Genomic DNA, 24,920 nt, shown 5'->3' on the forward strand with positions numbered 1-24,920 from the left:
ATAGGCGGCGTCCTCCGCTGGCGCCCAAGCGACCGCGTCGAGATCAAGCCCTTCTACGGACGGATGGAATATTTCGACGACAAAACGCTCGGATATATCTTCAGCGGCGGCCCCTATCTTCCGCCCAAAATCGAGCGGCGCTACTTCGGCCTCGATTGGACCGACAGCCGCATCAGTCGCCAGTCGTACGGCGCCGTAGGATCCTTTCAGCTTGCGGAAGACTGGCAGGTAAGGGCGGGAGCGTTTCGCTGGGAGGATCATCAGAAGCGCACGCTCTACGAATTCTACCGGAACATTCAGCCGGACGGAACGGCACGGCGCACATTGATCGCCAGCAAGGTCCAGACCGCGGAATCGACCTCGGGGGAGCTGCGTTCGTCCTACACCGTCGCCGAGGGTCCGCGGCGGCACGTCATTCATGTGTCCGCGCGCGGCCGGGACACCCAGCGCGCGTACGGCGGCTCCGCCGAGCGGGACCTCGGGCCGGTGATATTCGGGATAAGGAAAGACGTGCCGGAGCCGGAGCTGACCTTCGGCGAACTTACCCGTGATACGGTCCGGCAGATCACCGGCGGCATCGGCTATGAAGGGCGCTGGCGCGGCGTCGGCGAGTTGAGCCTCGGACTTCAGAAAACCGACTACAACAAAACGACGGTCGTTCCTGCCGGGCCGACAATCACCACGCAGGACAGTCCGTGGCTCTATAACGGCACACTCGCGCTTCATCTAAGCAGCAAGCTGGCCGCTTATGCCGGTTATACGCGCGGGCTCGAAGAAAGCGGGATTGCACCCCCGAATGCAAGCAACCGCAACTCGGCGCCGCCCGCCATTCGGACCAGTCAGCGCGATGCCGGGATCCGATATGCGATCATGCCGAACCTCAGCTTCGTTGCGGGCCTGTTCGACGTGCGAAAGCCCTATTTCAATCTCGATCCCGCCCGCGTCTATCGGGAGCTTGGCACCGTCCGCCATCGCGGCATCGAGCTGTCGCTTGCCGGACAGCCGGTGAAGGGGTTGAGCGTCGTCGCCGGAGCCGTACTGATGGACGCCGAGGTTTCCGGCGAGGCTGTCGACCTTGGCATCATTGGACCGCGTCCCGTGGGAACGGCGGCAAGGACGGTGCGGGCGAACTTCGACTATCGGCTGCCGGAGTTCGACGCATTGTCGGTCGATCTCGGGATCAACAATCTGAGCGGCCGTGTCGCCAGCGCGCAAACCTACGCCGAGCTTGGAGGCGAGCAGTTGATGACCAAGGGCCGCACCACCTTCGACATCGGCGCGCGCTACCGGTTCACGTTGGCCTCCTCGCCCGCTTCCTTCCGGGCGCAAGTGACCAATGTGTTCAACACCTATGGCTGGGACGTCTTTTCGAATTCGTCCTTCCGCCCGAGCGATCACCGCCGCCTGCTGCTGACGCTTGCCGCGGATTTCGGCGCGTAGGCCCTTTCCTGCCGGAAAAACCGCGATAGGATAGCTCGAAAGAGGGGGATCCATCATGCGTATTTTCGTTGCGGCTTTGGTCGCGCTGGCGGGGACTTCCGCCGTCGCTCAGGACGACATGTCGAGGGTCGAGATCAGGGTAGAGCGGATCGCGCCGGGTGTTGCGGTGCTGTTCGGCGCGGGGGGGAATATCGGCCTCTCTTATGGCGAGGATGGGAACGTCATTATCGACGACCAGTTCGCGCCGCTCACCGACAAGATCATTGCTGCGGTCGGGACGCTCGATCCCGATCCGGTCCGCTTCGTCATCAACACGCACTGGCATTTCGACCATACCGGCGGGAACGAGAATCTGGGCAAGCGCGGCGCGGTGATCGTCGCGCATCACAATGTGCGGCAGCGCATGTCGACCGACCAGTTCATCAGCCTCATGAACCAGGCCTTCCCCGCCTCGCCCAAAGACGCGCTGCCGGTGGTGACGTTCGACGAGGGGCTGGCGCTGCACCTCAACGGCGACACCCTCCACGCGGTCCACGTCAGGAACGCGCACACCGACGGCGATAGCCTGGTTCACTGGCAGAAGGCGAACGTGCTCCACATGGGCGACACCTTCTTCCACAAAGTCACATTCCCCGTAATCGATATCAGCTCCGGCGGTTCGATCGACGGCATGATCGCGGCCGCAAACAAGGGCCTGGAGATGGCGAACGATGCGACGCGCATTATACCGGGTCATGGGCCGGTGGCTTCGAAGCGGGAGCTTGCCGCCTATCGCGACATGATGGTCGATATTCGTGGGAAAGTCGCCGCGGGGATTGCGGCCGGCCGCACGCTCGACCAGATCAAGGCGTCAAAGCCGGTTGCGGTCTATGGAATGCTGGACGGCTTCATCAAGCCCGACCAATTCGTCGAAGTGGTGTACAACAGCCTTCGCAGTTCGCCGAAGCAGGCACATGTGCACGGCGGCGAGACGCACTCGCACTAGACGCGCCTACTCGGCAGGCTCCTTGACCAGCTCCGGCAGGGCGCGGGCGACGTTTTCGAGCGTATAGGGCTTCTGCACCACCGTCCGTGCCTTGTGGTCGGGCGGAAGCTGCGCCTGTTCGCCATAGCCGGTTGCGAAGAGGAAGGGGATGTTGAGCTCGTGCAGCCGGTCGGCGATGGCGAAGCTGGTCTGGTCGCCCAGATTGATGTCGAGCATCGCGATGTCGGGGCGGCTGTCGTGGATTGCCTCCAGGGCGTGCTCGACGGTTCCGGCGGTGGTGACGCTCGCCGCGCCCAGGCGCTTCAATATGTCCTCTGCGTCCAGCGCGATAATGAGGCTGTCCTCGACCATCAGGACATGCTTGCCCGCGATCACCTGCTCCGGCTTTGCCGTCATGACCGGAACGTCCGGCTTGGCGAAGCGAATGATCGGCCCGCTATGGTCTTTGGGCTCGGTGACGTGCTTCGCCGGGATGCGGAACGTCGCCTCGACGCCGTCCGGATTATAGTCGATCCGCGCCTTGCCGCCGAGGTCGTAGGGGATGGAGCGATCGATGATCGTGCTGCCGAAGCCCTTGCGGGTCGGTGCCTTGACCGGCGGGCCGCCGCTTTCGCGCCAACGGATGAGGAGGTCGCCATTATGTTCAAGGTCCCAGGCGATATGGACGCGGCCGCTGTCGGAAAGGCCACCATATTTGGCTGAGTTGGTGACGAGTTCGTGCACCACCAGCGCCATGGTGGAATAGGCCTGCGGATTGAGAAGAATTTCGGGGCCCTGGACAGCCACGCGATCGGCCTGGCCCGCGAGGAAGGCGGCGGCTTCCGCGTCGATGAGCGCGCGCAAGGGCGCAGGGCCCCAATGGTCGTCGGTGATCTGGTTGTGCGCCCGGGCGAGGGCGTGAATGCGGCCGTCCACCAGCCTGACGAAATCCTCGATCGATGAGCCTTCCTTTGGCTTCGACTGGCGGATGAGGCCGCGGATCACGCCGAGAATGTTGCGGACGCGGTGGTTGAGCTCGGCGATCAGAAGCTCCTGCCGCTCATTCGCCTGCTGCCGCTCGGCATTGGCCTCGGCCGACATGCGGAGCACGACCTCGATGAGGGTTGCGCGGAGCGTTTCGGCGACCCGCAGCTCGGAAGGGGTGAAGGCGCGGGAACGGCCTTCCACAAGCTCCTTCCATTCCTCGAAGCTTTCACGGGGCGTGAGGCGGGGGCCGTTGGGGCCGTATTCCATCGGCTTGTGCGGATCGCCGCCCCAGCGGACGGACCGGATCAGCTCCGAGCGGAACAGCACCACATAGTCCCGCGGCGAACGGGAAATCGGGATGGCGAGCATGCCCGCGACGGTGGAGGCGAATTCCTCCGCGCCGGGCACCAGGGCGGCGATGCGGTCCGTGGCGTAGACCTTGCCCGCCGCCGTTCCGTTGAGGGCGCGGATGATGCGGGAGAATTGCTCGGTGTTCGGAGTAAGGCCCGAAAATGCGTGATTGCCGTTGATCCAGACGCCGACGCCGTCCGCGGGAATGGTCTTGGTGAGGATGTCGGACAGCCAGTCGGGATCGTTCAGCAGCGTCTCGTCCGACGCGACGGCGCCGAGGAGCTGGTCGGAAATATCGCGGGCGCGGCGTTCGAACTCCACCGTCTCCTTCCGCTCCCGGCTTTCGAGGCGCATGGAGAACATCTGAGCGAAGAGCTCGGCCACCGAACGCCGTTCGAAGCTCGGGCAGCGGGCGGAATAATGGTGGCAGGCAAAGAGGCCCCAGAGCCGCCCTTCGACCATGATCGAAATCGACATGGAGGCGCCGACGCCCATATTCTTCAAATATTCGATGTGGATGGGCGAAACCGCGCGAAGCATCGAAAGCGACAGGTCGAGCGGCCGTCCCTCCTCGTCGCGCTGCGGTAAGATCGCGACCGGCGCCGCATTCACGTCGGTGATGATGCGGAGGAGATTCCGCTTGTAGAGTTCGCGCGCCTGCGCGGGGATATCGGTGGCCGGATAGTGAAGGCCCAGGAAAGAGCCGATTCCGGGCTTGCAGGTTTCGGCGACGACCTCCCCCGAGCCGTCCGGTGCGAAGCGATAGACCATGACGCGGTCGTAGCCGGTGAGCGCCCTGACCTGCCGCGCACCTTCGTTGAAGAAGGCCGTCATATCGGGAGTCTGGTCGAGCCGCGTGATCATCGCCCGGACGATGCCGGTGACGTCTCCATGCTCTTCGGTGCCCGGCTCCGCCTCGATGACGATGGAGCCGCCCGACATGTGGATGGCGATGTCGAACGGGTGCTTGCCGTCGATGAGGGTGCAGCCGAAGATGCGCTCGACGGAGTCCGGCCCGCGAAGCATCGCCACGCGGTTGCGCAGGCCGTGCACAGCAGCCGGCGTGAGCAGTGACGTGAGCGGCTGGCCGATCAGCTCCTCAGCAGACGCGCTGAGATAATCCGCCACATTTTCGGATGCGCGGAGGATGATCCAGTCGGAGGAGAGGGCGATGAGGAAGCCGATCGGCTGGATCGCGCCCAAAATGTGGATCGGTTCTCGGTCGCAGTTGGTCAGGTCAACCTGGGGGTACGCGTCACTCACTCCTGATTCGTCTCCAGATAGCGCAGCCCCCCGGCTTCGAACCTCTGAAATACGCTCTTCGCAGCGTCTGCCGCAGCTTCGATAAGGTCGGACCGGTACAGAAATATATCCAGCTTTTCCAGCAGTATCCGCCAGCTTCCGCGGCCTTGATCTGCGGCGAGAAACTGCCGGGGCGCTCCTTCGGCAATGCTCCTCTTCAAGACCGCGCCGCCCAGGCGGGACCCTTCCAGCACGTAAATTCCTCCCATGACGGAGGCTTGGTCGGGAAAAAGCGGAGGAGGAATGGGTTCGGGCGCGGGGGCAATCAGCGCCTCAAGGTCGGCGATGAGGAGGTGCGAGCGGCGGCGCTGCGGCCAGTCCTCCAGCAGACCGCCAGCGCCTGCCTCCTCCAGCGCCTGCTCGGCAGGGAGGAAGGCTGCGGCCTGAGCGAGGAGGAAGCGGCGGTAGCCCTCTTTGCCCGAGAGGTCGTAGCGCGAGAAGAGCGCGTCCACGCGCGCGTGATCGGCCGCGGTCGCCGCACGCAGGGCTGCTCTGGCGTTCACTCGAAGATGCGGGCGAAGATCGTGTCCACATGCTTGAAATGATAGCCGAGGTCGAAACGTTCCTCGATTTCGGCGGGAGAGAGCAGGCCGGTGACTTCCGGGTCGCCTTTCAGCAGCTCCAGCAGCGAGAGCTGGCCGTCCGATTCCCAAACCTTCATCGCGTTCCGCTGAACAAGCCGGTAGGAATCCTCACGGCTGGCGCCCGCCTGGGTCAGGGCCAGCAGCACGCGCTGGGAATGGACGAGGCCGCCCATGCGGTCGAGGTTCTTCTGCATCCGCTCCGGATAGACGAGGAGCTTGTCCATCACGCCGGTGAGGCGGGCGAGGGCGAAGTCGAGGGTGATGGTGGCGTCGGGGCCGATATAGCGCTCGACGGACGAGTGGCTGATGTCGCGTTCGTGCCAGAGGGCGACATTCTCCATCGCGGGGAGGGCATAGGCGCGGACCATGCGGGCGAGGCCGGTGAGGTTTTCGGTCAGCACCGGGTTTCGCTTGTGCGGCATGGCCGACGAACCCTTCTGACCCGGCGAGAAATATTCCTCGGCCTCCAGAACTTCGGTGCGCTGGAGGTGGCGGATCTCGGTCGCGAGGCGCTCGATCGAGGAGGCGATCACGCCGAGGGTTGCGAAGAACATCGCGTGGCGGTCGCGAGGGATGACCTGGGTCGAGACCGGCTCGACGCTGAGCCCCATTTTCTCGGCTACATGCGCTTCAACGCGCGGGTCGATATTGGCGAAGGTGCCGACCGCGCCGGAGATGGCGCAGGTGGCGATGTCCTTGCGGGCCGCAACCAGCCGCTCGCGATTGCGGGCGAATTCGACATAGGCCTCGGCCATTTTCAGACCGAAGGTGACGGGCTCGGCATGGATGCCGTGGCTGCGGCCGATGGTGGGGGTGAGTTTGTGCTCGAAGGCGCGGCGCTTCAGCACTTCAAGCAGCTGGTCGATGTCCTCCAGGAGTAGGTCCGACGCGCGGGCGAGCTGTACGGCTAGGCAGGTGTCGAGCACGTCTGAGCTGGTCATGCCCTGGTGCATGAAGCGGGCCTGTTCGCCCACATTCTCGGCGGCCCAGGTGAGGAAGGCGATCACGTCATGCTTGGTGACCGCCTCGATCGCGTCGATTGCGGCGACGTCGATGATGGGATTGGTGGCCCACCAATCCCAGAGCGCCTTGGCGGCCTCCTTTGGAACGACGCCGAGCTCCGCAAGCGCGTCCGTCGCATGCGCCTCGATTTCGAACCAGATGCGAAATTTGGCCTCCGGCTCCCAGATGGCGGTCATCTGGGGACGCGAATACCGAGGGATCATGCGGAGTTCCGGTCTTTGGGCGAGGCGCGGGGTAGCAAAGACGCTTCTGCGCTTCAACGTGAGCGGCAGGCAGCCTGTTGCAATAGGCGGGGCGCGCAACTGAACCGGCAGGCGATGGTTGATACCTGAAATCCAGATGGTAGAATTTCGCTCAGCAGGTACGTTGATGCACGCGTTCATTATAGAAGACGAACAGCTTATCGCCCGGTCCATCGAGGATATGCTCGAGGATCTGGGCTTTACGTCGTTCAGTTTCGCCCGGTCGGAGGATGCCGCCGTGTTCGGCGCGGGCGGAGACAAGATCGACCTCATCACCGCCGATGTGCGCCTGCTCCCAGGCGACGGCCTCCGCGCCGTGGAAGAGATATGCAAGAGGCGGAAGATCCCCGCCATCTTCATCACCGGTTATGCCGAAGAGCTTGAGGAACGCGCGCCGGGCGTGACCGTGATCCAGAAGCCGATCAAGGCCGAGGAACTGGCCGAGGCGGTCCGCAACGTGATGGGCGCAGCCTACCGCGAGAACGCTTGAGGCGGTTCTAGATCAATCCCATCGCGCGAAGGCTCGAATGACCGCGCGTGCCGATGATCACATGGTCATGAACCGCAATGCGGAGATGCCGCCCGGCCTCTGCGATGTCGCGGGTCAGCTTGATGTCCGCGCTGCTCGGACTCGGGTCGCCGCTTGGATGATTATGCACCAGGATGAGTGCAGTCGCATTATAGTCGAGCGCCCGGCGCATGATCTCGCGGACATAGACCGCGGCTTCGTCCACCGAGCCTTCCGACATCTGATCGTCGTGGATCAGCATGTTCTTCGAATTGAGGAAGAGAACGCGCACCCGCTCGACCGGATTGTGCGCCATATCGGCGTGGAGATAGTCGAGCAGAGCCTGCCAGGAGCCTAGCACCGGCCGGTCCTGCACTTCCGACTTCAAGAGCCTTAGCGCGGAGGCCTGCGCGATCTTAAGCGCACCGATCGCTGCTTCCGATGCTCCCGCACGATGCAGCGCTTCCGCATCGGCCGTGAGAAGGGCGCCATAGCTGCCGAACTGATGAATGAGCTTCTTCGCCATCGCCTTGGTGTCGACGCGGGGAATGGTGAGGGTGAGAAGATATTCGACCAGTTCGTGATCCAACAACGCATCGGGTCCGCCGTCGATGAGGCGTTGGCGGAGCCGCGCGCGGTGGCCGGTTCCGTCGAGAGGCTGGTCTGCCATAAGACTGGCTTAAGGCGCGGAGTGGCCTTAGGCAAACGCCGCTGTGACCTTAGTGCAAGCGAGGTGCGGAAAAAGTGACGGTGGCGGAACGCTTCCCGCATAGCGTAGGTTTAGGAGCAATGTTCTTGATGCTCATGGCTCCCGCGTCCCCTGTTCTGCGTTAAAGGCCGATAGATGGAAGCGGGAGAGGAAGCAGTTCATCGCCGGCGGCGTATCAGGCTGCCGTTGAGGCGGCCGCGCTGGGCGACCGTCATCATCGGATTCATCCTCGTCGTCCTGCTGCTGATCGTCATCATCTGGACGCAGCGGCGGCAGCTCGCCACCGATTATATCGAGCGGGAGCTCGAGCGGAGGGGCGTGCAGGCGACCTACCGCGTGACCCGCGTCGGCTTCCGCACGCAGCAGATGGAGGATCTGGTGATCGGCGACCCCCGCCGGCCGGACCTCACCGCCAAATTCGTCGAGGTAAAGATCAGCTGGGGTTTTCGCCGCCCCAAGATCGGCCTCGTCAAGGCACGGGGCGTCCGCATGTTCGGGCGTATAGTCGACGAGCGCCTGTCCTTCGGGGAGGTGGATAAGCTGCTGCCGCCGCCGACTGGCAAGCCCTTCGAATTCCCGGACCTTAACGTCGATCTCGCCGACGCGGCGCTTGCCATCGACACGAAGTCCGGCCGCATTGCCGCGGCGGTCGAAGGCGTGGGCAATCTTGCCGACGGCTTCCGCGGTGAGATGGCGGTGCGTTCCTCCGAGCTTCTGCTGGGACGCTGTGCGGTCGGCAACGTCGTCGGCTATGCCAAGGTCGCTATTGACGACCGCAGCCCTGCGGTTGACGGTCCGCTCAGAGCCGACCGGCTGCTTTGCCCGGGCGCCGGCGTCGACTTGACCAAACCGGTAATCGACCTCAATGCCAAGGTATCGGAGACGCTGAACGCCTGGCGCGGCAATGCGGGCCTCGCCATGCAACGGGCGCGGATTGGCGCCAACGGCGCGGCAGGCGTATCGGGCCGGATCACGTTCGACGGCATGCGGAAGCTGACGCGCGGCGCGATGAACCTGTCGGCCGTCCAGACGCGCGTCGGCGCGCTCGGTGCCGCGCGAACCAACCTCAGGGGCCGCTACGCGATCTCGCTGAAGAACGGCGATATCTCCATGCTGGCGGACACCAGCGCCACCGGCGTGACGGGCGGCAATGCCCTTGTCGGGCCAATCGTTGGCGCAATCGCCGGCGCCGAAGGAACGCCGCTGGAGCCGATCGGAGCGGCGCTTGCCACTGCGGTTCGGCGCGCGGCAGGCGGCATGGACGCGTCGGCGTCGCTCCGGATGGTCAACACCACCCGCTACGGCGCGGTGCGGGTTGAGCGCCTCAGCGCCGAGAGCCGGAGCGGCGCGCGGATCGGCCTCAATGGCGGGGAGGGCATCACTTACTACTGGCCGAGCGGCGCTATGCGCGTCGATGGCGAGTTCGGCCTGACCGGCGGCGGCTTTCCGGCAACGCGTCTCAGCCTCAACCAGCCGCGCGGCGGCGCGCCGATGCGCGGCGAAGCACGGATCGCGCCGATGGCGGCGGGCAATGCGCGGCTCGCGCTTGCGCCAATCCGCTTCCGCGCCGGCCGGAACGGCACGACCCGTATCGAAACGGCGGCGGTGATGAGCGGGCCGATCGGCGACGGCTATGTCCGCGGCCTTTCGCTTCCGATCGCCGGCTATTTCGGCGGTGGCGCCTTCGCGATTGGCGAACGCTGCGTCGCCGTAAGCTTCGATGCGCTGCAGATTTCGAACTTCCGCTTCGGCCGCACCCGCCTGCCGCTCTGCCCGACCGGCCGCGCGCTGGTCTGGAAGACGGCCAACGGTCCGGTGCAGGGCGGGGCAGAGATCCGGCCCGCGCGGATCAGCGGCCGCCTCGGGTTGAGCCCGTTCAGCTTCTCCGCCAGCCGCTTCCGCTTCAATCTCGCCGACAAGAGCTTCACCAGCAGCGACGCCGCCATTCGCCTCGGCGGCGGCGGCTATGTGAACCGCATCGACATGGGCACCTTCAACGGCCGCATGACGGCGGAAGGCGCGGCCGGTACCTTCGCCGGCGCGAACGGCGCCATCGCCAATGTCCCGCTCAACATTTCAAATGCGCGTGGGGACTGGCGGCTTGCAGGCGGCGACCTGTCGCTGAACGGATCGCTGACCGTGTCCGATCAGGCCGATCCGCCGCGTTTCTGGCCGCTAGTTTCGAACGATTTCGAACTGACATTGCGCAACAACCAGATCGATGCGCGCGGATGGCTGATCGACCCGGACACCGGCACCCGCGTCACCGAAGCGACGATCCGCCATTCCCTGAACAGCGGCTCGGGCAATGCCGTCCTGGATGTGCCCGGCATCACCTTCGCCGTGGACGGCTATCAGCCCGAAGAGCTGACCCGGCTCACCACCGGGGTCGTCGCCCTTGTCGACGGCACGCTCGTCGGCCGCGGCCAGATCAATTGGGACCGGAACGGCACTAGCAGCACAGGCACCTTCTCGACCCAGGATATGGATCTCGCCGCGCCATTCGGCCCGGTCGAAGGGCTGACGACGACGGTCAACTTCACCGATCTTCTCGGCCTCACTAGCGCACCGGGGCAGGTGGCACAGGTGGACCTCATCCGCACCGGCATCGACGTGGTGGACGGCACGATCCGCTACCAGCTGCTCCCCGACTCCCGCGTCCGCGTCGAATCGGGCGTCTGGCCCTTCATGGGCGGCGAGCTTCGCCTTCGCGAAACCTTGCTCGACTTCAGCCAGCCTTCGACGAAACGGCTTACCTTCGACGTCATTGGGCTCGATGCCGCGATCTTCATCCAGCAGATGGAATTCGCCAATATCGAGGCGACCGGCATCTTCGACGGCGTGCTGCCGATGGAATTCGACCAAACCGGCGGCCGGATCGTCAACGGCAGGCTGGAAGCGCGCCCGGGCGGCGGCACATTGTCCTATGTCGGCGTCGTGACCGAAGCGGATCTTGGCGCTTACGGCCTTCTCGCCTTCAACGCGCTGAAGTCGCTCCGCTACGACAAGTTCATCATCGGCCTCAACGGCTCGCTCGAAGGCGAATTCCTGGCCGATATCGAGCTTGACGGAATCGCGACCAATACCGCGCCGCAGGGCGGCATCGCCGGCTACATCATCAGCCAGATCGCCAAGATACCCTTCGAATTCAATATCGCCATTCGCGGGCCGTTCCGCGCACTCATCGCCACCGCCCGCTCGTTCGAGGATCCCAGCCAGATCATCCAGCCGGTGCTTCCGCCCGAGCTTCAGGATCTGCCAGTCGAGGTGATCCAGCAGGATGAGCAGCAAAGCCAGCAAACCCAACCGCAGCAGGAAAGCGTTCAGCCCCAGGAAAGTGAGACAGTGCAATGAAAGAGGCCAGAATAGAGAAGGTGCGTCTCGGCACCACGCCGGGGAAGATATTGGCCGGCGTGACCGCGATCGCGGCGCTGCCCGGATGCGTTGAAATCAGCGCGCCGGACAAGCCGATCGAGATCAACCTCAACATCAACATCCGGCAGGAGGTTGTTGTGCGGTTGACCGAGGATGTGCGAGAATTGCGCCAGAGGGAGCCGGGGGTTTTTTAGGAAATGTCGTTTCGTAGAGGGTTGATCATCGCCGCGGCCGCGGGCCTTGCGGCCCCTGCCTATGCGCAGGCGGATACGGCCGCGGAGCTGCGCGCGACCGGCTTCGTGGGTGAGCAGGCGAACGGGTATCTGGGGATCGTCGGCAGCAACGCGCCCGCGGACATTCGCGCCGCGGTGAACGCGATCAATGTGCGGCGGCGGGCGAGCTATACGAGCCTTGCAGGGCGCCGCGCCGCAACCATTGAGGAAGTGGGCGCGACCATGGCCTGCGAAATCTTCGCCACCGCCGTCGCGCCGGGGCAATATTATCGTCTTCCGGACGGCATCTGGCGGCAGCGGCAGGGCAGTCAGCCGGTGCTCCGCCCCGCTTATTGCGGCTGATTCCCGCGACGCCTTTTTCCTTCTTTTCGCACTGCAGCAGCGCTGTTGACTTGAGGTGCCACCCTTCCTAAAGGGAGCGCGCCTTGGCGGGGTTGTTCGCCGGCATGTTCCAGCCCTTCGTGAACCTCGTTTTCCGCGGGGCCTCACCTTGGGAAGAAGCATGGCGGAAAACGAACCCGGGCAGGACCCTAAGCTTCCGGAAGATGCGCGGCTGGCTTCGCTCGACGAGCGGCTTCAAAAGGCGCAGGCGGACGAAGCGGAACGGACCGGCCGGAACAGGAAGGCCGCTGACTCAAGCGAGCAGCTCGGCAACCGCGTTCTGTCCTATCTGATCGGGGGAATGCTTGGCGGAGCGGCGATCGGCTGGGCTTTGGACCAGCTGTTCGAAACTTCCCCCTGGCTCCTGCTCATCATGCTGTTTTTAGGAACGGCGGCTGGGTTCTGGAACATCATCAAGCTTTCCAACCGGCGCCCGTAAATTCGGGCGTTTGGGTTATTTGAACGGGAACTACAGCGTGGCGGCCGAAGAGGGTAAAATCGACCCGATGCACCAGTTCGAGGTGCAGACCATCGCGGAAGGATTCTCCATCGGCGGTCAGCAGATCGCCTTCACCAACAGCGCGCTGTGGATGCTCGTCACCCTGATCGTGCTGGGGGTGTTCATGCTCGGCGGCATGAAGCGGGAGCTGGTCCCCGGCCGCTGGCAGGCCGCGGTCGAGGGCGTCACCGGCTTCATCTCATCGATGATGACGACGAATATCGGCCCCGCCGGCCGCAAGTTCACGCCTTATGTCTTCTCGCTCTTCATGTTCATCCTGATCGCGAACCTGATGGGCATGCTTCCCATCGGCGTGGTCGGACTTCACCCGTTCACCGTCACGAGCCACGTGACCGTCACCGGCATCCTCGCCATCGTGTCGTTCGGCATCGTCCTGATCGTCGGCCTCGCCAAGCACGGCCTCCATTTCTTCTCCCTGTTCGTGCCGCACGGCGCGCCCTGGTGGATGCTTCCGATCCTGATCCCGGTCGAGTTCGTCTCCTTCATGGTGCGTCCGTTCAGCCTCGCGCTTCGACTCTTCGTCGCGATGACCGCAGGCCACATCCTGATGAAGGTGCTTGCGGGCTTCGTGATCAACGGCCTCAATGCGGAGGCGCTCTGGGTCGCCCCGATTGTCAGCCTGCCAAGCTTCGTCCTGATGATCGGCATCACGCTGCTGGAGCTGCTGGTCTGCGCCATCCAGGCCTACGTTTTCGCCTTGTTGACCTCGCTCTACCTCAACGACGCGATCAATCTTCACTGAGTTTCTTCAACGCTTACCGGTTTATTCAAAAGGAGTTTTCATAATGGACGCAGAAGCAGCACGGTTGTTGGGTGCAGGTCTCGCCGCGATCGGCGTCGGCATGGCCGCGCTTGGCGTGGGTAACGTGTTCGGATCGTTCCTCGAGAGCGCGCTCCGCAACCCCGCCGCCGCCGACAGCCAGCAGGGCCGTCTCTTCATCGGCTTCGCCGCCGCCGAGCTTCTCGGCCTGCTGGCGTTCGTCGTTGCGATGATCCTGCTCTTCGTCGTCGGCTAAGCTGACGAAAGCAAACAGCCGATGCCTCAGATAGCCCAAATAGGCGCAACCTTCGCGTCGCAGCTGTTCTGGCTCGCCATCACCTTCGGCCTCATCTTCGTGGTGATCGGCCTTGGCATGGTGCCGAAGATCAGCTCGACCGTGGAAGCGCGCGACCGGCGGATATCGGACGATCTCGAAGCCGCCGAGCGCGCCCGCGCGGCGGCCGACGAGACGGAGGAGGCATACCGGCAGCAGCTCGAGGTCAACCGCGCCGAAGCGCTCAAGGTGACGCAAGCCGCCAAGGACGCTTCGGCCCGCGAGACCGAGCAGAAGATCAAGGCCGCGGACGCGGAATTGAACGACAAGACGGCGGCCGCCGAAGCGCAGATCCGCGCGGCGGCCGACGCTGCCAAGGCGGATATCGAGAATGTCGCCGCGGAAGCGGCGCAGGAAATGGTCGCAAAGCTTTCGGGCGCGAAGGTGACCAAGGCACAGGCCGCCAAGGCGGTGAAGCGGGCGCTCGTCAATGGCTAATCCTTCTGCAAGCGCGGCCGTAGAGGCCAATATCGCCGCCCAGTCCACCAAGGGCGAGGCGGAGCTGCCGCATGGCGGCGAGCATGCCATCGCCTCCACCGCCGCCGACGGCGGCCATGGCGAGGCGCCGCACGCCGACCCGACGGCGCTTGGCCTGAACGCCACCGCCTGGGTGTCGCTGGCGATGATCGTGGTCATCGCCCTGCTGCTCTGGAAAAAGGTGCCGGCCGCGATCGGCCGCGCGCTCGACAAGAAGATCGCCGGCATCCGCGAGCAATTGGACGAAGCCGCGCAACTCCGTGCCGAAGCCGAGGCGCTGAAAGCCGAATATGAAGCCAAGGCCGCGCAGGCCGGCGCCGAAGCCCAGCAGATGCTGGACCGCGCCCGCCACGAAGCCGATGCCATCGTCGAGCAGGCGAAGGCCGACAGCGCCGCTCTGGTCGAGCGCCGTACCCGCATGGCCGAAGACAAGATCGCCGCCGCCGAGCGCGCCGCGATCCAGCAAGTCCGCGCCCGCGCAGCCGATGCCGCCGCCGCCGCCGCCGCCGCGCTGATTGCCGAGCAGCATGGCGCCGACGCGGATAAGGCGATGGTGGATCAGACGATCGCGGGGCTTGGCAGCACGCACTGAGGCTTCGTGCTGGAGTTTATCAGCGAGTGCCCGTCACCGCCGAATGTCTGCTCTCGACCCATTGCGGACACAGGGCAGTGTCGTTTCAGCTGCTGAGCTTTCCTCAATCAGATCCATGACGGCGCAATCGGGAGCAGCGTCTCCAGAGCAATGCTCAACGGTTTGCGTCAGTAGCCGCTCCAATTCTGACAGATCGGCCAGCTTGGCTCGCACTTGTTCCAAGTGGTGCTCCGCGATCGTGCGCACTTCGCCGCAGTCCGCTTTCCCTGGCCCTCCAAGAGCAAGGATCGCTCGCACCTCTTGCGGGGAAAAGCCGAGACTGCGGGCACGACGAATGAACCCGAGCGTGCGAACATGCCCTTCGTCATAGATGCGATGTCCGCCCTCCGTTCGCTCCGGTTTCGCCAAGGCGCCGATATTTTCAAAATAGCGGATCGTCTCAATGTTGACGCCCGTGCGGCGGGCCAACTCGCCTCGAGTGATGCGTCTCGCTCTGGCAGCAGGCATGACGATTATCCTTGATCCTGTAACAGCTACAGGTGGCACATAGGAGCGAATCGGCTTGGAGACCAGATCGATGGATGAGACTGCGATACGCTCTACCTCGTCTGAGGCACCAGATCGCGGGGTAGCAGCAGTTGGCACCATTGCAGGTGCTGGCGCGCTGTTTTCCGCCGCCGCCTGTTGCGTCCTGCCGCTGGTTTTAGCTGCTCTAGGCGTCGGAGCCGGTGGTTTGGCGGCCTTCGTGCCTTTCCACTGGCCGATGACCATTGCAGCGGCTGTGGCGATCACCTTGGGTTGGTTGCTTTACTTGCGGAAACGGCGGCATTGTGCCGCGGACGCGAGTTGCGGCACTGAGGCGCCAAAGCGAGGAACGCTCATTATGCTAACGCTAGCGACTGTGTTCGTTCTCCTGTCTGCTCTATGGCCTTCGTTCCTTGAGAAGCCGCTGATGAAATTGCTGGGGGGGGCATGACCGAACTCGTATCCGCCCTCACATGCCCGAAATGTCGGGGTGTCTCAGTGGAGACAATGCCGACCGATGCGTGCCAGTTCTTCTACGACTGCAAGCATTGTGGGGAGGTGCTGCGCCCACTGAAGGGCGACTGCTGCGTGTTCTGCTCGTATGCCAACGTGCCATGTCCGCCAATCCAAGGGGCAGGCGCGAAATGCGTTGCCTCATCATGTGGCGGCGGCGAGTCTTGCGATGGCTGATCGAGGCAAGAGGGCCTGATGAGGTGGGCGTTCGGCATCAGCGACTGAGAGACTTCCATGAGCTCCCGCCTAAACGAGGAGCCCTACATGCCCCGATATTACCTGCATCTAAGAGACGGCACCGATGAGGTGCTCGACCCTGAAGGTCTTGAAATGCCGCCCGATGCCGTGCCGGGCATCGCGCTCGCTGCGGCCCGCGACTGCATGGCTGAAGACAAGATCGCCGCCGCCGAGCGCAGCGCCGTCGCGGAAGTCCGCGCCCGCGCCGCCGCTGCCGCCGCCGCCGCCGCTGCCGCGCTTATCGCGGAAGCGCATGATGCGGACGCGGACCGGGCGATGGTGGACCAGACGATCGCGGGGCTTGGGCGGACGCACTGAGGCTTGAGTGCTGGAGTTGATCCGGCGCCTGAGCATGCAAGCTGTGGAAAACGGCGCTTAGAAGCTTCCATGTGGATGTCTAATCAGACACCCTCCACACATGATCGAGAACAAAGATCAATTGATCGCCGTAGCCGCTGAGGCCAACGGGCTGCTTCAACAGATTGCTGACTATACGAAGCTCCACCCGGGCGAAGCATGGCACGGACGAGTCCGTTTTCCCCGAGGCTTCATCGGAACCGCTCAGGATAAGCGCAGGAAGCTATCATTCATTAGCGATGAGACTCTGAAGCGGAACGTCAGCTACGCTTTAATGACCCATGATGTTCTCCGTTGGCTCGCCTACCATACCGATTTAAGTGGTCAGGCCCGGGAAATGATCATCAAGGAAGCTGTCTGTCTTCTCGGCACGATTTGCGAGAGCATCACGATCTTTCCCGAGGAGTATGGACTTGGACGTGGCTCGGGACAGAAGAAACGTATCGCGCGGCTCGTCGAGCTAGAAGTAATCGACAAGAAGCTTCAGCGCCGCCTCAACTGGCTGTGGGACAAGCGAAACCAAGAGCACATTTATGATCTGAACTTTCGTGAGTTCGACCATTGGGTGAATGGCGACTGGTATCGAGCCGTGAAAGCATGGCGGGGATTGCGAGACGGGCTGACCGTCTGGCGTGCTAGGAAGGTTTAGGGGAGCATGCATGCCTCGGTACCAGGCTGATCCCGCAAGGAAGGCTGTCCTGGACGCCATCATGGCTGAAACAGCGCGAGCCAAACTCGCGCAGCGAGAGGGGCTTTGGATAACCTACCTGATCCGGGACCCTCGCTACCCGGATAAGCGAGGTAATCCCGGCACTCCTATATACGTCGGGCAGACGAATGACTTTCCAGGCCGGGTATTAAGTCGGTTCATGAAATGCGAAAAGGAGGCTGCTTTAAAGGGAAACGATTGCGTTGAACGGCGCGTCGCAGACCTCCTCCACGCGGGCATCGTTGCGAGCTACCAAGTGCTGGAATACCAACCTACGCACCTAGCTTCCCTCATTTCAGAGACCAACTGGGCCAGAAGATGCTGGAACGCTGGGTACCACCTAGCAAATCGTGCCGAACTGCAAAATACTGGCGGCCTGCCCATCGGTCGGAGAGACGCTCCTCGGGGTTGGTTGCTTCAGTTCAGCGTCGCCGAGGCCATCGCTGATGAGGTTCAAGTTTCCATCTCTTGTGCGGCTTGTGAGGAAGTACTTCCCGTCCCGCTTGCGGCCATCCCTGAACTTGAGAAACCCGCCACCACGATATCGCAACTTGCCAGGCTATGGCGCTCCAGCGAATGCACTTTCTGCGGGATTGAGGGAAAGCGCCGTGTAGGGGTGTGGGTGGATTGAGGGTATCGACGTATTGCTGCTGCCGAGGAATGTCCCCTTTCCGCCCATTGCGGACAGTTGAAGCTGCCCTAGATGGGGTTCATGCTACGCGCGCTTCAACACTGGACCTGGATCACTCCCGGCGTCGCGTGGTTCTTCGTTCTAGCTCTGGCCGGAATGGCCGTACCCCCGATCGTCATCGGTGCGGCTCTGATCGCCACAGTGCTTGCCGCCGTTCATCATGCCGAAGTAGTTGCCCATAAAGTCGGGGAGCCGTTCGGCACCTTCCTGCTCGCCATAGCCGTGACCATCATCGAGCTCGGCCTGATCGTCACACTGATGGCAGCAGCCGGCGAAGATGCGGCCACTCTGGCGCGCGATACCGTATTCGCTGCGGTGATGATCATCCTCAACGGCCTTGTCGGCATCTGCATTCTGGTTGGCGCAATCCGCCATCGCGAGCAGACGTTCCAGCAGACCGGTGTTAGCGCCGCGCTCGCCACGCTTTGCGCACTGACTGTTCTGACGCTTGTGCTGCCCAACTTCACCTCCAGCGCGGCCGGGCCTGTCTATTCGCCGCCGCAGCTGGCGTTCGTGGCGGTGGTTTCCTTCATTCTTTATTTGACCTTTGTGTCGGTCCAGACCGTTCGACACCGCGACTATTTCCTGCCGCCTAAGGATATGGCGATGGACGAGGCGGTTCATGCCGACCCGCCGACGCAGCGCCGAGCGATTACTTCCGGGGTCTTGCTGCTCGCCTGCCTCGGCGCGGTGGTCCTGCTGGCCAAGGCGCTCTCCGATCCAATCGAATTGGCAGTCGCCGATGCTGGCGCACCAAGAGCAGTGGTAGGTGTTATTATCGCTGCTCTGGTTCTGCTTCCGGAAAGCATCGCGGCCGTGCGGGCAGCACGAGCCAATCGCCTTCAGACCAGCCTCAATCTTGGCCTCGGTTCGGCATTGGCAACCATCGGCCTCACGATTCCTGGCGTTGCCGCACTGTCGCTCTTTGTCGACCTGCCGGTTGCTTTGGGGCTGGAGCCCAAGGGGATTATCCTCTTGTTCCTGACACTGATGGTTTCGACTTTATCCCTCGCTACCGGTCGAACGACGATTCTGCAGGGGGTGGTTCATCTGGTAATATTGGGAGTGTATCTCTTCACAACCGTTGTCCCTTGAGTGCGAAGCAGTGGGGCTGTTGCCGCAGAGCCTAAGTCCGCTGCTTGGGAAGCCCTTGGATCGAGGCTCTCGCCGAGCTGATGCTGAAGCCGGAGCGGATGGTGCGGATCACGACTTTCTGAGCCGGGGAGGGTGGTCTGGGCGCGGCGGGCCGCCTAAATCCCTCCCCGTGACCAAGCCGCCTTCCGACCGCTTCAGCGAGGAGAAATCCGCTTATACCGTACGCGGATCGGACCAGCCCGACATCGATGCGGGCGTGGCGGCGATCCGCGCCGTCGTGAGGACGCTGCCGGTGCGGCCGGGGGTCTACCGGATGCTCGATGCCAAGGGCGACGTGCTCTACGTCGGCAAGGCGCGGGCGCTGAAGAACCGCGTTTCCAACTACACGCAGGTGTCGCGGCTGACGAAGCGACTGCAGCGGATGGTCGCGCAGACGCGGTCGATGCAGATCGTCACGACCAATACGGAGGCGGAGGCGCTGCTGCTCGAGGCGCAGCTCATCAAGCGCTACCGGCCGCCCTACAACGTCCTCCTCCGCGACGACAAAAGCTTCCCCTTCATCCTGCTGCGCGAGGATCATCCGTTTCCGCGCGTGCAGCTCCACCGGGGGGCAAGGCGCGCGAAGGGGCAATATTATGGACCGTTCGCGAGCACCGGATCGGTGCGGACGACGCTCACGGCGCTTCAGAAATTGTTCCTGCTCAGGAGCTGCACGGACAGCTTCTTCGCCAACCGCTCGCGGCCGTGCCTGCTCTATCAAATCCGGCGCTGCTCGGCGCCTTGCGTCGAGCGGATCGACAAGGACGGCTATGGCGAGCTGATCCAGGACGCGAAGGACTTTCTCGGCGGCAAGTCGAACAAGGTGCAGGAGAAGCTCGGCAAGCTGATGACCGGGGCGGCCGAAGCCATGGATTTCGAGCTTGCCGCCATCTACCGCGACCGCCTCCGCGCGCTGACCTACATCCAGGGCACGCAGACGGTGAATGCGGAGGGGCTCGGCGATGCCGACATCTTCGCGCTCGCCTGCAAGGGCGGGACGATGTGCATCCAGGCCTTCTTCATCCGCGGCGGCCAGAATTGGGGCGCGCGTAGCTTCTTCCCCGCGCATACCAACGACGTGCCGGAAGACGAGGTGCTGGCGAGCTTCCTCGTCCAATTCTACGAGGAAGTGCCGCCGCCGAAGCAGGTGCTGCTCGACCGGCCGCTGGCGGAGGCGGAATTGCTTTCGGAGGCGCTATCCGAGCGGGCGGAGCGGAGGGTGACGCTCCGCGTCCCGCAGCGCGGCGACCATGTGCGGATGGTGCGGCAGGCGAAGCGCAATGCCGAGGAGGAGCTCGACCGGCGGCTCGCCGAGACGTCGACGCAGAACCAGAACCTGCGCGGCGTTGCCGAGCTGTTCGAGCTGGAAGCACCGCCGCAGCGGATCGAGGTCTATGACAACAGTCATGTGATGGGCACGAATGCGGTCGGCGCAATGATCGTCGCGGGGCCAGAGGGCTTCCGCAAGAACGCGTACCGCAAGTTCAACATCAAGCGGCCGGAGACTGCGCCCGGCGACGATTTCGCGATGATGCGCGAGGTGCTTTCGCGCCGATTCGCCCGGCTCGAGAAAGAGGATCCGGACCGCACCAAGGGCGAATGGCCGGACCTGCTGCTGATCGACGGCGGCAAGGGGCAGCTTTCGGCCGTGTGCGAGACACTTGAAGATGCCGGCGTCCACGACGTGCCGGTGGTGGCGATCTCCAAGGGGCCGGACCGAAATGCGGGGCGCGAGGTGTTCCACATTCCGGGCGGCCGCGAATTCAGCCTGCCGACCAATTCGCCGGTGCTCTTCTACCTGCAGCGGCTCCGCGACGAAGCGCACCGCTTCGCGATTGGCGCCCACCGGCAGAAGCGCGCCAAGTCCATGGTGACGAGCCCGCTCGACGACGTGCCTGGCATCGGTCCAAGCCGCAAGCGCGCGCTGCTGATGCATTTCGGTACGGCACGGGCCGTTAAGGGCGCGGCGCTGGAGGATTTGGAGAAAGCGCCCGGCATCTCCCGCACCATGGCACGCAGCATCTACGACTATTTTCACCCGAGGGGTTGATGCGCATTTCTACCGATGGGAAACGGACCCGTTAGCCATAGCCAAAAGTCGGCAACGGGTGCCAATCGGACCTTCATCCTTTCGCAAGGAACGCACGCTGGTCAGGGGCTTACAAGGAGGGCGGCATGAGATCCCTGTTGACCATGGCCTTCCTCGCCACCCTCGCGATGCTGCGGCCGGATACGCTCGCGGGCCGTGAGATTCCCGACGCAAAAAATACCAAGTTCATTCGCGGAGCGTTTTGCACGTCACCGTCGGAACTCGCGCTCGATCCGCAGCCGCATGGCCCCGGCCCACTCACGCTCCGAGCCGTCTATTGCCATTCGGGTGATATCGGAACTTACAACAACCGCGCTCCCGCAGTGTCTCCCGATGCCAGGCATCGCGCGACCTTCGGCGACCCCCGCGGCGTGTTACGCATCATGAAGATGTCGGAGAAGGAAGCCTCCGTTTCCTACGATACCGGCGTGGCATTCGACGAATGGACGTTGGGCTCCGATCCAGTCGTAGCGTGGAGTTCGGATTCAAAGTTCTTGTGGACGGCACGCCAGGAACGGATGCGTCCGACCGGGGGATGGGCCCTTTCGCCCCTCCAACCGGTCCGCGCTTCTGTGAGCGGACATGTGACAGACCTGCCGCAGCTGGAACATCCGGCGGGGTCCCTAGATGGGCTGCTTTGGGTCGGCGGCAATGGGCGCGCGCTTGCCCAGTTCGGCACCCGCGGGGGCTATTACCGGCCGGAGCGACCCAATCCGACTCCCACCTTCGCCATCGTGGATGCTGCGGCGGGGCGCGTGCTCGATGCCTTGCCGCTCGCTAACCTTGAGCCATTGTTAAAGCCCAAGAGGCATCCCGGCGCACAACGGCTCACCCGGCACGTGCTCGCCACCCAGCTGCCGGACGGACGCGTGCGTGCGTTGCTGCACTTTACGGAGGGTTGGGTCAGTTGGAACCAAGGTGATCCGATACAGGAAGGGCCGAAGCTTCCCGAGGCGCGCGCCTATACGCTCTCGGGCGACGGCCGCATGGTCTTGCTCACCAAGCCGCAAACGCCGGGAGACTCGGAGGTTATCGTGATAGCGAGCTGCGGTCCGCCGAGGCATCCTCCGTGCCGGCCTCGGCAGCGCACGGAAATGACGCTTGCGGCGATGCATGATGCCGTGACCGGCGATGTGATTTGGTCCTTCCGCTGGAAGTTCGATCCGCAGGACGAAACACCAAGCTCTGCGATCAGTCCTGACAACCGGTTCGCTCTCGTCGGACTTGTTCCAACGGATATTGCAGAGAACGAGACGTTTTCAGTCCTTTATAGCAAGCGGCGTTCGATCGCTGTCGTATCGCTTAAAAGCGGTGCGATTCTTCAAACCATCCCAGCTCCAAGCGGCAATTATGCGATGGGATTTGCTGAAGCCGGAAAAACCGTGTGGGTCCAGAACGTGAATTCGGTCACCTTATACAGCGTAAGCGGCCACTAATAACGGTAGTCCGCTTTGGCTGCGTGCCGCCGGAGATGCTAAGCGGCATTCATGCACCTCATTACCCAAGCCCTGATCTGCGCCGTTCGCCCGCATGGGGAGCATGGGGCGGTGGTGCGGGCGTTGACGCCTCTGGACGGGATGCAGGCGGGCTATGTTCGGGGCGGGCGGTCGCGGCGGGTTCGGCCGGTGCTGGTGCCCGGCAATGTGGTGCAGGCGGAATATCGGGCGCGGACCGAGGAGCAGTTGGCGCAGCTTTCCGTCGAACTGGTGCATAGCCGGGCGCCCTTGCTGAGCGAGGCCTTGCCTGCCGCCGCGATCGAGTGGGTGTGTGCGCTGACTGCGGCGGCGCTGCCGGAGGGACAGGCTTATCCGCGGCTTTACGAGGTGCTGGACGGAGTGCTTTCGGCGGTGGAGGCGGCGCCGAGCGCCAAGGGATGGGCGGCCGCGCTCGTCCGCTACGAGCTGCTGATCCTTGCCGAGCTGGGCTTCGGCCTCGATCTTTCCGAATGCGCCGCAACCGGCAGTCGGGCCAATCTTGCTTATGTCAGCCCGAAGAGCGGGCGCGCGGTGAGCGCGGAGGCGGCGGGCGAATATATCGACCGGCTGTTCCCGCTGCCGCTGTTCCTGCTGGGCGGCGGCGCGGCGGAATGGGACGAGATATGCGACGGGCTCCGCATCACCGGCCACTTCCTGGCCCGCGACATATTGATCGAGCGGCAGGCGGACGTGCTCGCCGCGCGCGAGCGGCTGGTGGAGCGGCTCAGGCGGGTGGTCCGTTGACGCCGCCTTTCCAACTGTAGAAAGTCGGCGCCGTGAAGAGCCTCTTTCCGCACAGCGCCACGACGCGCGACGTCACCGTCCGGGTGTCGGTCAGCTTCCTTCCCGAACAGTCGGAGCCCGCCAAGGGCCGCTGGTTCTGGGCCTATCACGTCCGGATCGAAAATGGCGGCCGGGAGACGGTGCAGTTGATCAGCCGCGAATGGATCATCAGCGACGGGCGCGGCGGACGCCATGAGGTCGTGGGCGAGGGCGTCGTCGGCGAGCAGCCGGTGATCGAGCCGGGCGCAAGCTTCGATTATGTCTCGGGCTGCCCGCTCACCACGTCGACGGGCGCGATGGAGGGGCTCTACCACATGGTGAGCTCGGACGGCTCCGCCTTTGCCGTGGACATCCCGCGCTTCCCGCTCGTGGCGCCTGCGGTCACGACATAAGGCTGCCTTGCCCGAGACGCTGACGCTTGCCGCTGCCCGCCGCATCGCGCTTGCGGCGCAGGGGCTCGACCGGCCTAAGGCTGAGGGCACGGTCAACCAGGGGCATATGGGGCGCGTTACGCGGCGGCTGCACCTCCACCAGATCGACAGCGTCAATGTGCTGGTGCGGGCGCATTACCTGCCGCATTTCTCGCGGCTCGGCGCCTATCCGCGGGCCTTGCTGGACGAGGCGGCGTGGGGACGGAAGCGGCGGCTGTTCGAATATTGGGCGCATGAGGCGTCGCTGCTGCCGATCGAGGACCAGCCGCTGTTCCGCTGGCGCATGGCGCGCGCGGAGCGGGGCGAGGGCGTGTGGCGGAACATCCGCGCCTTCGCCAATTCGCACCAGGATGTGATCGCGGGCGTGCTTCAGCGGATCGAGGCGGAGGGGCCACTTGCCGCGTCCGATTTCGAGACGGGCAAGAGCCGGAGCGGCTGGTGGGAATGGGGCGAGACGAAACGGGCGCTCGAATGGCTGTTCTGGATCGGGCGCGTAACCACCGCAACGCGGCGGGGCAGCTTCGAGCGGGTGTACGATCTGACGGAGCGGGTGATCCCGGGTGCCATCTTCAACCAACCGACGCCGAGCGAGGCGGACGCGCACCGGGCGCTGCTTGCCAAGGCGGCGGAGGCGCTGGGCGTGGCGACGATGGGCGATCTCCGCGACTATTTCCGGCTGAAGCCGCAGGATGCGAAGCCGCGCATCGATGAGCTGGTGGAGGAAGGCGTGCTGCTCCCCGTGGCGGTTAAGGGCTGGAGCCAGCCCGCTTATCTCCACGCGGGCGCCCGCCGGCCGCGCAAGGCGATGGGACAGGCGCTGCTCGCGCCCTTCGATCCGCTAATCTGGGAGCGGAGCCGCACCGAGCGGCTGTTCGGCGTCCGCTACCGGATCGAGATCTACACGCCCGCCAAAAAGCGCGTGCACGGCTATTATGTGCTGCCCTTCCTCCTCGGCGACCGCATCGCGGCGCGTGTCGACTTGAAGGCGGACCGGCAAGCGGGGGTGCTTCGCGTCCAGAGCGCACACTTGGAGCCCGAGGCTGCGCCGGAGACGGCGGAGCGCCTGCTCGCGGAGCTTCGATCGATGGCGGATTGGCTCGGGCTGATGGACGTCGCGGCTCCGGCGAATTTGTGGACAAAGTAGTAGGCGAGGGCTTTCTGCGTCCGCAATGGGTGGAAGGTGGACATTGCTGC

At 64.0% G+C, this 24,920-nt stretch carries 25 protein-coding genes; 20 read left to right on the forward strand and 5 right to left on the reverse strand.

Annotated features, from left to right (window positions below):
* Window positions 1-1,440, forward strand: a 1,440-nt coding sequence (locus VGD10_RS12555) for a TonB-dependent receptor domain-containing protein (RefSeq protein ID WP_331041159.1), incomplete at its 5' end; no start/stop codon positions are given.
* 55 nt (window positions 1,441-1,495) lie between these two features.
* Complete coding sequence (locus VGD10_RS12560) at window positions 1,496-2,425, forward strand: MBL fold metallo-hydrolase (protein WP_331041160.1); 930 nt, start codon at window positions 1,496-1,498, stop codon at window positions 2,423-2,425.
* 6 nt (window positions 2,426-2,431) lie between these two features.
* On the opposite strand, the gene VGD10_RS12565 is transcribed toward VGD10_RS12560, so the two are convergent.
* From VGD10_RS12565 to purB, 3 genes are read right to left on the reverse strand one after another with little or no spacing between them, the layout of a single operon-like run.
* Entirely contained in the window at window positions 2,432-5,005 is a 2,574-nt protein-coding gene (locus VGD10_RS12565; protein WP_331041161.1) for an HWE histidine kinase domain-containing protein, read from the reverse strand.
* Complete coding sequence (locus VGD10_RS12570; RefSeq protein WP_331041162.1) at window positions 5,002-5,547, reverse strand: biliverdin-producing heme oxygenase; 546 nt, start codon at window positions 5,545-5,547, stop codon at window positions 5,002-5,004. Before VGD10_RS12570 ends, VGD10_RS12565 begins: the two co-directional genes overlap by 4 nt.
* Window positions 5,544-6,854, reverse strand: a complete 1,311-nt coding sequence (gene purB / locus VGD10_RS12575) for an adenylosuccinate lyase (RefSeq protein ID WP_331041163.1) — start codon at window positions 6,852-6,854, stop codon at window positions 5,544-5,546. The genes VGD10_RS12570 and purB overlap by 4 nt, the downstream gene beginning before the upstream one ends.
* Window positions 6,855-7,020: 166 nt before the next feature.
* On the opposite strand from purB, the gene VGD10_RS12580 reads away from it, so the two are divergent.
* A complete protein-coding gene (locus VGD10_RS12580) occupies window positions 7,021-7,383 on the forward strand; it encodes a response regulator (RefSeq protein WP_331041164.1) in 363 nt (120 codons plus the stop codon).
* 7 nt (window positions 7,384-7,390) lie between these two features.
* Here the strand turns inward: VGD10_RS12580 and radC are convergent, their stop codons facing one another.
* Window positions 7,391-8,071 carry a RadC family protein gene (radC, locus tag VGD10_RS12585; RefSeq protein WP_331041165.1) on the reverse strand — a complete coding sequence of 227 codons (681 nt, stop codon included), beginning with the start codon at window positions 8,069-8,071 and terminating at the stop codon, window positions 7,391-7,393.
* Between the two features lie 174 nt (window positions 8,072-8,245).
* Between radC and VGD10_RS12590 the strand changes: the two genes are divergently transcribed.
* The 8 genes from VGD10_RS12590 (at window position 8,246) to VGD10_RS12625 (ending at window position 14,782) form a co-directional block, all read left to right on the forward strand.
* Entirely contained in the window at window positions 8,246-11,464 is a 3,219-nt protein-coding gene (locus VGD10_RS12590) for an intermembrane phospholipid transport protein YdbH family protein (RefSeq protein WP_331041166.1), read from the forward strand.
* A complete protein-coding gene (locus VGD10_RS12595) occupies window positions 11,461-11,679 on the forward strand; it encodes a YnbE family lipoprotein (protein ID WP_331041167.1) in 219 nt (72 codons plus the stop codon). Before VGD10_RS12590 ends, VGD10_RS12595 begins: the two co-directional genes overlap by 4 nt.
* Window positions 11,680-11,682: 3 nt before the next feature.
* Window positions 11,683-12,060 carry a YdbL family protein gene (locus VGD10_RS12600; protein WP_331041168.1) on the forward strand — a complete coding sequence of 126 codons (378 nt, stop codon included), beginning with the start codon at window positions 11,683-11,685 and terminating at the stop codon, window positions 12,058-12,060.
* A 160-nt stretch (window positions 12,061-12,220) separates the two neighbouring features.
* Window positions 12,221-12,538 (forward strand): AtpZ/AtpI family protein, encoded by a 318-nt coding sequence (locus tag VGD10_RS12605; RefSeq protein WP_331041169.1) that lies wholly within the window; start codon window positions 12,221-12,223, stop codon window positions 12,536-12,538.
* 37 nt (window positions 12,539-12,575) lie between these two features.
* Window positions 12,576-13,361, forward strand: a complete 786-nt coding sequence (locus tag VGD10_RS12610; RefSeq protein WP_331041170.1) for a F0F1 ATP synthase subunit A — start codon at window positions 12,576-12,578, stop codon at window positions 13,359-13,361.
* Between the two features lie 43 nt (window positions 13,362-13,404).
* Window positions 13,405-13,635 (forward strand): F0F1 ATP synthase subunit C, encoded by a 231-nt coding sequence (locus VGD10_RS12615; protein ID WP_331041171.1) that lies wholly within the window; start codon window positions 13,405-13,407, stop codon window positions 13,633-13,635.
* 21 nt (window positions 13,636-13,656) lie between these two features.
* Window positions 13,657-14,151: an ATPase gene (locus VGD10_RS12620; protein ID WP_331041172.1), complete on the forward strand. Its 495-nt coding sequence runs from the start codon at window positions 13,657-13,659 to the stop codon at window positions 14,149-14,151.
* Window positions 14,144-14,782, forward strand: a complete 639-nt coding sequence (locus VGD10_RS12625; RefSeq protein WP_331041173.1) for a F0F1 ATP synthase subunit B — start codon at window positions 14,144-14,146, stop codon at window positions 14,780-14,782. Before VGD10_RS12620 ends, VGD10_RS12625 begins: the two co-directional genes overlap by 8 nt.
* Window positions 14,783-14,815: 33 nt before the next feature.
* Here VGD10_RS12625 and VGD10_RS12630 read toward each other — a convergent pair whose 3' ends face one another.
* Window positions 14,816-15,574: a MerR family transcriptional regulator gene (locus tag VGD10_RS12630; protein WP_331041174.1), complete on the reverse strand. Its 759-nt coding sequence runs from the start codon at window positions 15,572-15,574 to the stop codon at window positions 14,816-14,818.
* A 180-nt stretch (window positions 15,575-15,754) separates the two neighbouring features.
* Between VGD10_RS12630 and VGD10_RS12635 the strand changes: the two genes are divergently transcribed.
* From VGD10_RS12635 to VGD10_RS12675, 9 genes are all read left to right on the forward strand, one after another.
* Window positions 15,755-15,997: a GDCCVxC domain-containing (seleno)protein gene (locus tag VGD10_RS12635; protein WP_331041175.1), complete on the forward strand. Its 243-nt coding sequence runs from the start codon at window positions 15,755-15,757 to the stop codon at window positions 15,995-15,997.
* Window positions 15,998-16,054: 57 nt separating this feature from the next.
* Window positions 16,055-16,375, forward strand: a complete 321-nt coding sequence (locus tag VGD10_RS12640) for a DUF6894 family protein (protein WP_331041176.1) — start codon at window positions 16,055-16,057, stop codon at window positions 16,373-16,375.
* Between the two features lie 100 nt (window positions 16,376-16,475).
* On the forward strand, window positions 16,476-17,063 hold the full coding sequence (locus tag VGD10_RS12645; RefSeq protein ID WP_331041177.1) for a hypothetical protein: 588 nt from the start codon (window positions 16,476-16,478) through the stop codon (window positions 17,061-17,063).
* Between the two features lie 772 nt (window positions 17,064-17,835).
* Entirely contained in the window at window positions 17,836-18,909 is a 1,074-nt protein-coding gene (locus VGD10_RS12650) for an ionic transporter y4hA (protein WP_331041178.1), read from the forward strand.
* 169 nt (window positions 18,910-19,078) lie between these two features.
* A complete protein-coding gene (uvrC, locus tag VGD10_RS12655) occupies window positions 19,079-20,998 on the forward strand; it encodes an excinuclease ABC subunit UvrC (RefSeq protein ID WP_331041179.1) in 1,920 nt (639 codons plus the stop codon).
* Between the two features lie 125 nt (window positions 20,999-21,123).
* On the forward strand, window positions 21,124-22,473 hold the full coding sequence (locus VGD10_RS12660; protein WP_331041180.1) for a hypothetical protein: 1,350 nt from the start codon (window positions 21,124-21,126) through the stop codon (window positions 22,471-22,473).
* A gap of 51 nt (window positions 22,474-22,524) precedes the next feature.
* A complete protein-coding gene (recO, locus tag VGD10_RS12665; protein WP_331041181.1) occupies window positions 22,525-23,256 on the forward strand; it encodes a DNA repair protein RecO in 732 nt (243 codons plus the stop codon).
* Window positions 23,257-23,288: 32 nt separating this feature from the next.
* A complete protein-coding gene (apaG, locus tag VGD10_RS12670; protein ID WP_331041182.1) occupies window positions 23,289-23,687 on the forward strand; it encodes a Co2+/Mg2+ efflux protein ApaG in 399 nt (132 codons plus the stop codon).
* Window positions 23,688-23,694: 7 nt separating this feature from the next.
* Window positions 23,695-24,870, forward strand: a complete 1,176-nt coding sequence (locus VGD10_RS12675) for a winged helix-turn-helix domain-containing protein (RefSeq protein ID WP_331041183.1) — start codon at window positions 23,695-23,697, stop codon at window positions 24,868-24,870.
* The last annotated feature ends 50 nt before the right edge of the window (window positions 24,871-24,920 follow it).

Origin of the sequence: Allosphingosinicella sp. (genome assembly GCF_036402135.1) — a bacterium.
GTDB lineage: Bacteria > Pseudomonadota > Alphaproteobacteria > Sphingomonadales > Sphingomonadaceae > Allosphingosinicella.